This is a genomic window from Paenibacillus sp. FSL P4-0176 (assembly GCF_037975265.1).
Classification (GTDB): Bacteria; Bacillota; Bacilli; order Paenibacillales; family Paenibacillaceae; genus Paenibacillus; species Paenibacillus amylolyticus.
Window position 1 is genome coordinate 1240509 of the sequence record NZ_CP150242.1, and the last position, 13352, is coordinate 1253860.

Genomic DNA, 13352 nt, shown 5'->3' on the forward strand with positions numbered 1-13352 from the left:
GCGGTTGGTACAATGATTTCATGAAGAGAGTCATTAACCGAAGCGAAAGATTCGGATTAAGGGAGGACATAGGGATGTCTTTTAAAGTGGCGTTTATCGGGGCAGGAAGTATCGGATTTACACGGGGATTGTTAAGGGATTTGCTCACGGTACCCGAGTTTAACAACATCGAGATTGCGTTCTGCGATATTAGCCAGCACAATCTGGACATGGTGACTGAGCTGTGTCAGCGGGATATCCGTGAGAATGGATTGAATATTCAGATTCAGCCAACAACAGATCGTAAAGAAGCGTTGAAAGATGCAAAGTATGTACTGTGTACGATTCGTGTTGGGGGACTGGAAGCATTTGCAACCGATGTGGACATTCCACTGAAATATGGGGTAGACCAATGTGTCGGCGATACGCTGTGTGCAGGCGGGATTATGTATGGACAACGCGGAATTGCTGAGATGCTGGACATCTGTAAAGATATTCGTGAACAGAGCGCACCGGACGTGCTGCTCTTGAACTATTCCAATCCGATGGCGATGCTCACATGGGCATGCAACAAGTACGGTGGTGTACGGACGATCGGACTGTGTCATGGCGTACAGCATGGCCATCATCAGATTGCGGAAGCTTTTGGATTGAAAAAGAGTGAAGTGGATATTGTCTGTGCCGGCATCAACCATCAGACCTGGTATATCCAGGCATCTCATGAAGGTAAGGACCTTACAGGAGATCTGCTCGAAGCTTTCGAGAAACATCCGGAGTACAGCCGCACCGAGAAAGTACGGATTGATATGCTGCGGCGCTTCGGGTACTACAGTACGGAATCAAATGGTCATCTGAGTGAATATGTGCCGTGGTACCGCAAACATCCGGAAGAGATCAACGAATGGATCGACCTGGGCAACTGGATCAATGGAGAGACAGGTGGGTATCTGCGCGTATGTACCGAGGGGCGCAACTGGTTTGAGACTGATTTTCCTAACTGGATGAAGGATGAACCGATGCAATTCATTCCGGAAAAACGGGGCGAGGAGCACGGTTCATACATTATTGAAGGGCTGGAGACGGGACGTGTCTATCGTGGACATTTCAATACCGTTAATAATGGAGTCATCTCCAACCTGCCGGATGATGCGATTATTGAGGCACCGGGATATGTGGATCGCAACGGGATCTCTATGCCGCATGTAGGGGATCTGCCCCTTGGCCCGGCGGCGGTATGTAATGTGAGTATTTCCGTGCAACGGCTCGCGGTTGAAGCCGCGGTGAACGGAGACGACAAATTACTTCGTCAGGCATTTATGATGGACCCGCTCGTGGGTGCCGTATGTAATCCAAAAGAAATCTGGCAGATGGTCGACGAGATGCTGGTTGCACAGGCCCAGTGGTTGCCACAGTATGGTGACGCTATCGCTGCCGCAGAAGCGAGACTCGCTGCTGGCGACCTTATTCCAACAAAGGAATATGAAGGTGCAGCACGTCTTAAGGTGAAAACGGTGGAAGAGATGCAGCAGGATCGCGATGCCGCGAACAAAAACGCGGGTGAATCCGATAAAGGGAAAGATCGCGAGAAAGTGCAGCAATAGGGTTGAGAGTGAGTAGGAGCTTACAAGAGTATAGAAAAGATAGAAACACAGAAAAAGGCCAGATTCTCCAGATGGAGAGTTGGCCTTTTTCTACATAGACCGCATCAATTCGTTTCCTTGATCTGTACTAGTTAGCGATTTCATTCTATCACCTCCCAATATCTTTCAGATGGAGATAAGGGGATAAAGGTTGCTTTGCTTGTTAAGGATATACTACACGATGCATATTACCTTTACAGACATAGTAATATGTCTTATAGTATACACAGGACGGAAGAAAGTCGGTGAAACTCGTAGATGGATGTGCAAGTGATTAACAGTGATCTGATTCGGGGCAATATTGACCCCATCATTCTGAGTGTACTTATACCCGCAGATAACTATGGCTACAGCATTATTAAGGAGATCTATCGTAAGAGCGGAGAGCAGTTTGAATTGAAGGAACCTACGCTTTATTCCAGTTTGAAGAGGCTGGAGAAGAGTGGATATGTGGAGTCCTACTGGGGGGAAGAGACGCAGGGAGGACGACGCAAATATTACCGAATTACAACGCAAGGCCTTAAAGCCTATAGAGAGCAGGTTCATGCTTGGCAAGCAGCCAAGGCACTGATTGATTGCATGATTGTCACTGGAGAAAAAGGAGATGAAGACCTATGAGATTGGAAGCTCGCATCACTCGTCATGTGAATCGTTTGTTCGCTCACGCACAAGATACATTAGACAATCGAGAATTAAAAGAAGAGATTCACAGCAATCTCGCTGCGCGGATTGACGATTATATCTCGCAGGGGATGAGTGAAGAGAAGGCGTTCCAGACCGCCATTCAGCATATCGCTGGTATGGATGAAGTGATGAGTGACCATCGAAGGGTACAACGTGTTCCTTACTGGACAGCGTTGTTGCAGTCTGCTCTGATTTATAGCCTCGTAGCCTGGATCATTACCATTCCAATGAGAGTGCTGATGCAAGGCTCCGCCATAAACAATCTGCTTATGATCGTGAGTCTCATTGTTGGTGGCATGTATGTATTGTATCTGTTGATCAACAAGACGAACGATTCTGCAACCTCCGTGAAAACCACGGTTATTCGAATCCCTGCCTTAGTGCAGTGGAATCGCAGGATATGGTGGTTGTGGGCAGCATTAATACTCGTACTATGGGGAACGCAGGCAGCGTTACGATTCGGAAGCAACATCTGGTTTAATCGACCCATTCAGGTGGATGGACCCTATCAGTTTGCTGTGATCGTCATTGCCTTTGCCATCCCATTACTGAGTGTTATTATTCCTTTGGTTGTGCATCGGGCGTATCGGATTGTTAGTAAGTATGAAGTGAGTGATGCGTTATGAGAATTAGAAACATATGGATTATAACACTTGTTGTGTTGGGCATCAGTGGCTTAGTGATTGTTGAAGGCTTGGTTAATCCGAAGATCGAGGCGAAACAGACTCGGTACGAGGAAGAGCAGCAGAATCCGCTGACACATAATTTTGCCGCTTTAGCCAAATATCGCAGTCCCTACATGGGTGATAATTCAAACCTTAGTCATCTGAATCAGGCTTTACCTTTACGTGAAAGATTGAATGGTTACCAACTGTACCCGGAGACGTTCACAGCTCAAGTGAATTATAGCTTGGATACGCGTGAGATGGATGCAGAGGAACTTGAGCGGATACTCGTATATAATGCGGTTGCGAACTTTGTTATGATCGATAATCTGGAGCAGATCGTCTACCAGTTTGACAATACCAGCCATACCTTACGTCGTGAATCTGCCCAACAATGGACAGGTACGGAATTAAAGGAGCTTCAGAATCCGGAGTTATGGAATTCGACTGTACGCGAGAAGCTGGTGGAACCGGGACAAGTGAAAGAGGCTTTTTCACAGATTGTTGCCAATTAAGCTGCATGAAATAGAAGGAAATAAGCAAGAGACTCGACTCTTCTCCCATGCTATGTTATTATAAATCTCTGATAACGTGGTAACGAACTAAAGCGTTTGGGTTTTGGTTATAGACATGGAGGGGTTCGAGAGATGAGAAAAAAAGCGATTTTACTATTATTCATTAGTATATGTGTATTGATTGTGGCTGGTTGTTCCAGTTCCGCAAGCAAAGACGATAACACGATTGTTGTAGGAATTGATGACAAGTTTGCTCCAATGGGCTTCCGGGACGAGCAAAATGAAATTGTTGGTTTTGATATTGATTACGCAAGAGCTGCAGCGGAGAAAATGGGTAAAGAAATCACATTCCAGCCAATCGACTGGTCTTCCAAAGAATCAGAGCTGAACAGTGGCCGGATCGATATGATCTGGAACGGGTACACCATTACGGATGAGCGTAAAGAGAAAGTGCTCTTTACGAAGCCGTATCTGGAAAACAGTCAGGTAGCTATTACCTTGGCAGACTCGCCAATCACAAAGCTGGATGAACTCGATGGTAAAAATGTGGGATTGCAGGCACTATCCTCCGCGGCAGATGCACTAGCAGCAAGTCCGCTGAAGGATAAAGTGAAAGCTTCCGAATTTAAGGATAACGTGCTTGCACTGACGGATCTGAAGACAAAACGTCTGGATGCGGTCATCATTGATGAAGTGGTAGCGAGATACTACATGTCCAAAGAAGAGGGAACATTCAAACTGATGGATGAATCTCTTGCACCGGAACAATATGGCATTGGTATTAAAAAAGGCAATGAAGAGCTTCTGAATCAGCTGCAAAAAGCGTTGGATGAGCTGAATGCAGACGGAACAGCTGCTAAAATCTCCACCCAATGGTTGGGTGAAGATAAGGTTTTGAAATAGGCAGGTTACACACCTGATATATAGTTAGAAACAAAACGGACCCCGTATTCCATGCTGGAGCGATTCATGCCCCAGAGGAATGCGGGGTTAACAGATTAGAGGAGACAAAACAATGAGTTGGGATTATTTATCGACCATTTTAAAACCTATGCTAGAGGGTGCGCAGACCACCGTTTTCATGTTCTTGCTAGCGATCGTGTTATCTGTACCGCTTGGATTTGCGGTCACGCTTGCGATGAGAAGCCAAATTAAACCACTGGCATGGATTGCCCATACGTATGTATATGTGATGCGAGGAACACCGCTGCTGCTCCAAATTCTATTCTTCTGCTTTGGATTACCGTTGCTTCCGGTGATTGGAGAGTATCTGGTGTTTGATCGTTTTGTTGCAGCGGGGATTGCGTTCATCTTGAACTATGCGGCGTACTTCGCTGAAATCTTCAGGGGCGGACTGCTTTCCATTGATAAAGGTCAACATGAGGCAGCTAAGGTACTGGGGTTAACAAAGTGGCAGACGATGACCAAAGTCATTATTCCTCAGATGATTCGTGTAGTATTGCCCGCAACGGCCAATGAGTCCATTACGCTCATCAAGGATACGGCACTGCTCTATGCCGTGGCTGTGCCTGAGCTGTTGTATTACGCCCAAGCGGCGGTAAATCGCGACATAAAGCTGTTACCTTTCTTCGTGGCGGCGGTTATGTATCTGCTCATGACACTCGTACTCACCGTGCTGTTCAAGGCACTTGAGAAGCGGTTTTCATTTGAATAAATTAAATCTGATCAATCAAAGGACTGTCTGCATATGACACATATAATAGAAGTAAATCAATTGAGAAAATCATTCGGCACACTTGATGTGCTGAAACAGGTATCCTTCAACGTGGAACCAGGCGAAGTAATTGCGGTGATCGGGCCTTCGGGTTCGGGGAAAAGTACGATGCTGCGCAGCCTGATTCATCTGGAGGATATTTCGGGCGGAACGATTCGCATTCAGGATCAGACGTTGGTTGATAATGGCCGTTACGCGGGTGCCGCAGATATTCGCAAGATGACGGATCGTATGGGTATGGTATTCCAGCATTTCAACTTGTTCCCGCATCTGACCGTACAAGATAATCTGGAACTTGCACCGAAAACTTTGAAAAAAGAAAGCTCAAGCGTCATTCGGTACCGCAGTCTGGAATTACTCGGCAAAGTAGGGCTTTCGGACAAGGCCGATGTCTACCCTGGTAATCTGTCCGGTGGACAGAAACAGCGTGTAGCCATCGCTCGTGCACTGATGATGCAACCGGATATCCTCCTGTTTGATGAGCCGACATCGGCACTCGATCCAGAGCTGACCGGGGAGGTACTACGCGTAATCAAACAACTTGCACAGGAAAATATGACCATGATGATTGTCACGCATGAGATGGGCTTCGCCCGTGACGTTGCGGATCGTGTATTTTTCATGGATAACGGGGAGATTGCAGAGGCAGGTCCACCAGAGCAGATTTTCGGCAATCCGAGGCTCGCACGTACCCGGACGTTTTTACAGCGGGTGAAAGTGGAAGGATAGAAGGCATTCCAAATCTAAGAAATGTCAAAAGAACGCAATCCTATGAGTAATAAGGGAGTGCGTTCTTTTTTTTTGAAAGTAATAGCTTATGTCCACAGGTATATGTTCCAGATAATCAGTACAAGGGTCAACAAGATATAAGTTGCTACATTCCAATGGGTTCGAATTCTAAATGTCGTATAACTCATGATTCCAAACAAAATAATACTAAAACATAGTACAGCTACATTATTTCGATAAACAGCGATGATCACAAGCATCAAAATCATAAGTATATTCATGACTTTATCGATTCTCATCGTAGTGATCCCCCAAAGATATTCAGAAAAGTATTACGACTATAATAATATCTATATGTTAGAAGTATTCTTGATTTATATCATCACAAGGATAAACGGTTCTTAAATTCATATCCTTGAAGTACAATCTATAAGATTATGGATTTATATAGTAATTTATAATTAACACAATATGGATATTGTTTTTCCTAATAATCGATTATAATGAACATACTTAAAGAACAGGGAGGATTTACCTTGGAACATCGCGAAAATGATGTAGATCGTTATTATAACGATACATTGCCACCACCGCCTTATGTAGTACCAAAGACCAATAGTAAGTCGATTGTATCACTAGTTTTGGGGATTCTGTCCGTCACGATTCCTTATGTGGGAATTTTAATTGGAATCGTCGCGATTATATTTGCATCTTTAGCCTTCAAAGAGATCAGAGTTCGCATGGAGCAAGGCAGAGGATTGGCCATTGCTGGACTTGTTTGTGGAATCATCGGTACAGCGATGTATGTATTACTTATTTTGCTCGTGCTATTGTTTAGTTTCGCTATCTCAAGTTCTGACATTTACTCTACATACTAGAAATATGAAGTTAGCAAACTTAGATTTTATCTCAAACTAAAAAAGCAAAGGCGTACTTTAACTCACACCTCTTGTTGTCCAGAAGAGGGTGCGGCTTAGGTACATGCCTTTGCTTTTTATTTTACTTTTTACAGGTGAAGTGAGACTTCACTGCTGACGTTTGCGTTCTCCGTGGTATGAGGCATCAGGAAATACGTTAAGGTTCCTCCCAGGCCAATCACGGCGAAGATGCACAGAATACCAATCTGATCCCAAGCCACACCGAACTGTCCACTTGAGATAACTGCTTTATAACCTGTTACCGAATAGGTCATAGGCAGCCATGGATTAAACACTTTCAGCCAATTTGGAATCAGTTCGAGCGGGAAGGTGCCTGCGCTGGTGGTGAGCTGGAAGATCAGCATCAGAATCGCGAGGAATCGTCCCGGATTCTCTAGCCACGTCACTAGCGCCTGAATGATGTACATGAAGCTTAGGCTGGTAACAAAGCTGAATAAGAGGAACAATGGAACGCTCTGAACATCCAGACCCAAGCCGTATAAGACCAGCCATGAAGCAAGCAGGGACTGCGCTGCACTCATGAGTGTGAAAGCCAGCGTTTTACTCACAAAACGATTCCAGCCACTTGCTTGGCTAACTGTGCTGCCACGTGTGGGTACAACCAGTGTGGCAATCAATGCGCCGACAAATAGCCCGAGTGACAGGAAGTATGGCGAGAATCCTGTACCGTAGTTAGGTACCTCATTATATTTATGTTCATCGACCTGAACAGGCTCTGCATACATGGTTACCAGCTCATCCGTCTTTTTCACACTGCCCGTCTGCTCAGCCGCTTCATTCAACTTGGTGGCAAGTTCACCAGAGCCATCTGTTAACTTAAGCGTACCTTCTTTTAATTGACCAGCACCGTTATCGAGCTTATGTGAGCCATCTGCAAGGGTTGAGATGCCGTCTGAGAACTGGCTTACACCCGCAACCAACTTGCTTGTACCAGCATTCAATTGACCTGAACCATCCGCAAGTTTGGCTCCGCCAGCGGCTGCTTCGGATAATTTGGAATTGAACTGTTTCAGCCCCGTTGCAAGCTTTTCTTGTCCGGCGGATAACTGCGTAGCTCCTTGTACCAGTTGTTGTTCACCCTGTACCAACTGGCTGCTGCCTTGATGCAGTTGTTGCTGTGCAGCATGCAGGTTTTGACTGCCAGCGACCAATTGCTGCCCGCCCTGATACACTTGTTCGCTGCCAGCGGCAACTGCCTGACTTGCTGCCAGGAGTTGCTGCACAGCTGGACTTGCGGTAAGCTCGGGACTCGCTTCGGCCAATTGAGCAAGACCTTGCGCAACGGCCTTAGCACCTTCGCTTACTTTGCCACTGCCCTCAACAGAACTTTGCAGCCCAGCAGTCAGCTTTGCACTTCCTTCCTCAGAAGCTACCAGTCCTGCATCCAGCTTAGCTGCACCTTCTTGAGCGGATTGAATCCCTGCCTGTAACTGTTTGCCACCCACTGCAGCCTGCAATGCACCGTTACCAAGCTTCGTGCCTGCTGCCGCCAATTGGGACAATCCATCGGACAGGGCACTCGCGCCAGTATGAAGATCATCTGTGCCTTGGGCAAGAGTGGACGTACCTTCTTTTAATGTAACTACGCCCGCTTCGAGCTTGTCGGTGCCAGCGGCCAGTTTGGACAGGTTCTCTTTTAATGTAGCAGTACCCTCATCCAGCGTGATCGCACCATCATGAATCTGACCTGCGCCATCCCCGGCATCCGCCAAACCGCCAGAGATTTTTTCGACCTGATCCAATAACGTTTCGGTATACGATTCTGTGACTTTGGCAGCGACTTTGGAGCGAATTTGTTTGACCGCCGTGCCGCCAATCTGACCCGCGAGGAAGTTGTATCCTTCATTGGGTTCATAGATCAGGTCTGCCGGCTCAGGGTGCTCATCCATCAGGGTTGTTGCTTTGGTGGAAAAGTCCTCCGGAATCACAATCGTCATATAATACGTGTTGTCTTGCATACCTTGTTCTGCTTGTTCACGAGTCACGAATTGCCATTTGAAATCATCACTTTTTTTCAATTCATCGACCAGATTCTGACCGACCTCGAGTGATTTGTCATTGTAGACTGCACCCTGATCCGTGTTGACCACGGCTACAGGTAATTCATTCATTTTGCCATAGGGGTCCCAGAATGCGTTCAGGAACAGGCCACTATACAGCACCGGAATGAACAGTACAACGAGAATCGGAATAAATACTTTTGGTTTTTTAAAGGCGGACTTCAGATCCTGCCCAAACACGTGGAATGATTTCATCATGTTCTCTCCCTATCCATACGCTAATCCGTTTGTTCTATCTCTATTATGTGTTGAAACTAGGGGCATACCTTTCTCTAGATGGGGGATAAGCCACTCTTGAGAAAGAGGGCCACAAAATCCTTGATCTGATCCTTATGCAGCGTAGGATGCGTTTTGTTCCAATCCGAGGTTAATGTGACATACAGCTTCAACAGGACAAAAGAAACCAGCTTGGGATCGTCTCTGCGAATCTGCTCTAATTCCATGGCACGGCTCACCTGACGCTCCAGATATTCAAGAATGGCTGTCTCCACTTTCTGCAAACCTTCCTTGGCCTGTGGCGTACCGAACTCGTTGACCTCCTGAAAGAGTTTGATCAACAGCTCATGTTCCTCCCTATACTCCAGCAAAGAATCCATACTCATATGCACGTTATCCAGAAAGGAGTTCTCTTCCTTCACCGTCTGCTCTGTAATCTGTCTCATATCCGCAATGATTGAGCGCAGAATCTCGCTAAACAGTTCTTCTTTATTATTGAAAAAAGTATAGATCGTTCCCTTGCCCACATTGGCAAGTCTCGCAACCTGCTCCATCGTAGTGGCTTTGTAGCCAAACAAGGCAAAGGATTTCTCGGCAGAATCCATCACCTGTTGCCTTCGATCTATCGTTTTCATCGCATATACACCTCCTTGTAGGTTGAAAGGATAATGGTAAGGTAAGTCCTGTATTGACTATTTTACTATTATGGTCAGTTGGTCGTTAACAACTGTAGCACTTGAACAGGGGAGATGGATGTGATCATTGTCATGGTATGAATGGGGGATGGTAAGCGGGTCAAGAGGGCAAGGGATTATTTCTCAAAATAAATTGTTAAAAATAAAAGGCATGTGTGATAACCATATTATTGGTCATCACACATGCCTTGGTGGACATACAGATATGTTAGATGTCTTGTGATCTTTAATGTTCACGGCTCAAATAGGATGGATTAATCGTGTATTCCTCCACCTGTGTTAGTGGCCCAGACAGGATACCATCCTTTAGCTATATTCTTTGTATTATAGAGAACTAGATTTCCATCATTTTGCATGATTAGCAGGTCGCCCACAAGATTTTCAGGTACATTTCCCGGGCCATACCACGCATTGGCCCATGCCTGATTGTCGGATGTCCAGTAGGGAGTATTGCTATAGTCCGTCAATTTCAGTCTTCCGTTATATTGATCTATAACAAGCATAACAACTCTGCGTTCCTTGAGATTGGTGCTCCAAATCAAAGTTTTTTTCTTAACATTTCTCAACTCAACGTCACCTTGCACATTGAAATTGAATAAATATCTAGAATTGTCTGATAATAACCTTGTTGTAAAGGTCATGTTCTCAGAAACCGTAAGTCTTTCTTGGAACGCAAATGTTGTTGAGGAAAAAGGGAGAAGTAGTAGGAACATAGCTAAACTGAGCAAAAATGTCTTTTTCATGATATCCTCTTTTCTGGTTTTATTTGCTAAATGTAGAGTAACTATATCATAGTAAAGTTTTAAAATATATCATTATTTCCATAAATAAAAATAAATTGAATTTATAGAAATTGAAACTTTCAACTCTTACCCTGCGTCCAAAATCTAAGAGCCAAATTATATATTAGAATGAGAGGAGGTCTACCTTGAAATATTTCTCCTACATCCTGATGATGTGTCTTGTCCTACTCGGTTGTTCCGATTCATCATTGGAAAGCAACGATACAGCAGACCGGATTCAAAGAGAGGGACAGACGATGACGGCAACCAGACAATTGGGTGATTATGAACTCCGATTAAGTGTCCAACAATCTGGTGATCACGACTTCACTTTTCAACCGGGAATAAGGTATAGAGGACAAGATGTCAACCACGAGATTTTCCATTCGAAACAGCTTTTTGATATCGATCTGCAAATGGATGGCAAGACGCTTCTCCCGCCGAGGTCGAGTACCAGTGAAGAATTGGTAACGAAATTAACGAAAGATAGCTGGTATTCAGAAAAAGTTGAAATAACCCTTACACCGGAGCAGGTTCAATATATATCGAATAGTGAGGCCGATCTTATTCTTAATGCTGGATTTCGATCCGAACAATCCGGCTACAATGATGAGAAAAAGATGATGATAAGAGCAGAAGAAATACTGTCTGTTAAATGATACCGGGAAGTATAGAACTAGAACCTACCCACCTACCCTGGTAACAACAAAAAACCAAGGCTTTGAGTGTAGTCACTCATGAGCCTTGGTTTTTACTGTGTCGTATTCTTGTTATCTATATCCTATTAATTCTATTCTGCACGTACTTTAAAGAATGAGATCAGTTCTTGCAGTTGCTCGGATACAACCGAGAGCTCATCGGAGGCACTCACAATGGCTGCCATGGAGGCTTCCTGCTCATCAATTGACTGCTCAATTTGTTTACTGCTGCTTGCTGCTTTGCTGACATTGGCAGACAGTTCATCGGCTGTGGCAGACATTTCTTGTGTGCTTGCTGAGATCTCTTCAGTAGAACTGGAGATATCCTGAATCTGGTTTGCAACTTTATTCGTAGCAGTCAGAATATTCTCGAAAAATACGCCAGTCTCTTGGGTAACTTCCAAGCCTTTGGTAACTTCCTTGGAACCCAACTGCATCGCCTCGGAAGACTGAATGATATCCCGTTGAATTTCTTCAATTAACTGTCGAATTTGCTTCGCTGATTCCTGCGATTGCTCTGCAAGGTTACGTACCTCACCTGCAACCACCGCAAAACCTCTTCCTTCTTCACCTGCGCGGGCTGCCTCGATTGAAGCGTTAAGTGCAAGCAAGTTGGTTTGTCCAGCAATCTCCGTAATCACGTTAACAATGTTGCTAATCTGGTTCGAGTTATTTTCCAAAGACTGAATCGAATTTGACGTATTTTGCACCGCACCGGAGATCAGACGCATCTGCTCAATGACTTGTTGCATCACCACATTACCTGTGCTGGAGCGCTGCTCCATGCTGAGTGCTTCATCTGCCACATCGGCTGAGCTGCTGGCGATCGTCTGAACTACCGTTGACATCTCTGTCATGGCGCGTGCGTTCTCCACAGTGGCTTTGTCTTGTGACACCAGTCCAGTAGATATTTCTCGAATATTGGTGCTGATGGATTGAATGTTCACATTATTTTTCTCGGAAATGCCCAGTAGTTGTTTGGAAGATTCCGAGAGGTGATGTGAAGCATTCTGTACTTTATAGATGGTTGTATTGAAGCGATGGATCATCGCATTAAACTTCTCGTTGATGATACCCAGATCATCTCGCCCGGTATCGATGGTTACGTCCAGATTACCCGTGCTGACTTCTTCGATACCTTTCATCAGATTGCGGATCGGAAGCAACGTTCTTTTCAGCAAAATGAATTGCAATACCATGAACAGGATCAGGAAACCGATCAGGAACATCAAACCGTACGTAAGCAGTTTGTTCAGGCCTTTTGGAACGGCACTTGCATCTACATCGAAGTAAAGAGCAGCGTACATGGAGCCATCTGCGTTATTAATCGGATAGATCAGAGTGGTCCAGGTTCCGTACTCATCCGTGTAGAAATCACTGAAGGCAGGCTTTCCGTCCTTTTTCATCTGTTCCAGCACTACGACGTTATTCTGAGGAAGCGGGTACATGGCACCTGCGGGCAGATTACCTTCCTCGAATGGTTCCAACAGGTTGGTTGGAATCGCGATGATGGACGTTCCGTTTCCTTCCTCAAGTTCTGAACCAAAAATGTACGCTTGCGCGATGTTTGGATAGAATTCATGGATGGAATCGAGATAAGTTTTCATTTCCAGCTGTACAGGACCGGAGTAGCTTTTTTCCTTAGCCGCTTCTGCTACTTTGGCAGTGTCGAGATCGTCATACCATTTCTGGGTGATGACGGTAGCCTGGTCGTGCAACTGTTCAACCAAGATATTTTTTTGCAATTGATACGCGGCAGTAATCAGGATTACACCGATCAACATGATGCTGCCGAATGAAATCACCAAATTTTTGATAAAGAAAGGCATGGTACTCCAGCGAAGCTTATTAAACAAGATGGTTCACTCCTTCTACGATTGTGACGAAGGACTTACCCTGGGTGTTGTACACGCTATGTAATTGTTGACTTAAAAACTGTGAAATCGTCCCTAAATATCCTGTCTGATCAAATTCTCTTTTGTTTCTAAAAGTTTTTCGTAATGGGTTTTGCTATTC

The 13352-nt window shown here is 45.1% G+C and carries 13 protein-coding genes; 9 read left to right on the top strand and 4 right to left on the bottom strand.

Annotated features, from left to right (window positions below):
• Positions 1-74: 74 nt before the first annotated feature.
• From MKY95_RS05550 to MKY95_RS05585, 8 genes are all read left to right on the top strand, one after another.
• Positions 75-1580, top strand: a complete 1506-nt coding sequence (locus MKY95_RS05550; protein ID WP_339197460.1) for an alpha-glucosidase/alpha-galactosidase — start codon at positions 75-77, stop codon at positions 1578-1580.
• Positions 1581-1877: 297 nt separating this feature from the next.
• On the top strand, positions 1878-2237 hold the full coding sequence (locus tag MKY95_RS05555; RefSeq protein WP_076253369.1) for a PadR family transcriptional regulator: 360 nt from the start codon (positions 1878-1880) through the stop codon (positions 2235-2237).
• Positions 2234-2929, top strand: coding sequence for a permease prefix domain 1-containing protein (locus MKY95_RS05560; RefSeq protein ID WP_339197463.1), 696 nt, complete (start codon positions 2234-2236; stop codon positions 2927-2929). Before MKY95_RS05555 ends, MKY95_RS05560 begins: the two co-directional genes overlap by 4 nt.
• On the top strand, positions 2926-3483 hold the full coding sequence (locus MKY95_RS05565; RefSeq protein ID WP_339197466.1) for a DUF4825 domain-containing protein: 558 nt from the start codon (positions 2926-2928) through the stop codon (positions 3481-3483). Before MKY95_RS05560 ends, MKY95_RS05565 begins: the two co-directional genes overlap by 4 nt.
• 132 nt (positions 3484-3615) lie before the next feature.
• Positions 3616-4386 (top strand): amino acid ABC transporter substrate-binding protein, encoded by a 771-nt coding sequence (locus tag MKY95_RS05570; RefSeq protein WP_036606344.1) that lies wholly within the window; start codon positions 3616-3618, stop codon positions 4384-4386.
• 112 nt (positions 4387-4498) lie between these two features.
• Complete coding sequence (locus tag MKY95_RS05575) at positions 4499-5158, top strand: amino acid ABC transporter permease (RefSeq protein WP_076319409.1); 660 nt, start codon at positions 4499-4501, stop codon at positions 5156-5158.
• 33 nt (positions 5159-5191) lie between these two features.
• Positions 5192-5947 carry an amino acid ABC transporter ATP-binding protein gene (locus MKY95_RS05580; protein ID WP_076319410.1) on the top strand — a complete coding sequence of 252 codons (756 nt, stop codon included), beginning with the start codon at positions 5192-5194 and terminating at the stop codon, positions 5945-5947.
• A gap of 536 nt (positions 5948-6483) precedes the next feature.
• Positions 6484-6825, top strand: a complete 342-nt coding sequence (locus tag MKY95_RS05585) for a DUF4190 domain-containing protein (protein ID WP_083669865.1) — start codon at positions 6484-6486, stop codon at positions 6823-6825.
• Between the two features lie 128 nt (positions 6826-6953).
• Here MKY95_RS05585 and MKY95_RS05590 read toward each other — a convergent pair whose 3' ends face one another.
• From MKY95_RS05590 to MKY95_RS05600, 3 genes are all read right to left on the bottom strand, one after another.
• Positions 6954-9140, bottom strand: a complete 2187-nt coding sequence (locus MKY95_RS05590) for a YhgE/Pip domain-containing protein (RefSeq protein ID WP_076319413.1) — start codon at positions 9138-9140, stop codon at positions 6954-6956.
• 77 nt (positions 9141-9217) lie between these two features.
• Positions 9218-9796, bottom strand: coding sequence for a TetR/AcrR family transcriptional regulator (locus MKY95_RS05595; RefSeq protein WP_076319414.1), 579 nt, complete (start codon positions 9794-9796; stop codon positions 9218-9220).
• Between the two features lie 314 nt (positions 9797-10110).
• On the bottom strand, positions 10111-10599 hold the full coding sequence (locus tag MKY95_RS05600; protein WP_076319415.1) for a hypothetical protein: 489 nt from the start codon (positions 10597-10599) through the stop codon (positions 10111-10113).
• Between the two features lie 185 nt (positions 10600-10784).
• On the opposite strand from MKY95_RS05600, the gene MKY95_RS05605 reads away from it, so the two are divergent.
• A complete protein-coding gene (locus tag MKY95_RS05605) occupies positions 10785-11297 on the top strand; it encodes a hypothetical protein (protein ID WP_076253360.1) in 513 nt (170 codons plus the stop codon).
• 131 nt (positions 11298-11428) lie between these two features.
• On the opposite strand, the gene MKY95_RS05610 is transcribed toward MKY95_RS05605, so the two are convergent.
• Positions 11429-13165 carry a HAMP domain-containing methyl-accepting chemotaxis protein gene (locus tag MKY95_RS05610; protein WP_076319461.1) on the bottom strand — a complete coding sequence of 579 codons (1737 nt, stop codon included), beginning with the start codon at positions 13163-13165 and terminating at the stop codon, positions 11429-11431.
• Positions 13166-13352: the final 187 nt, after the last annotated feature.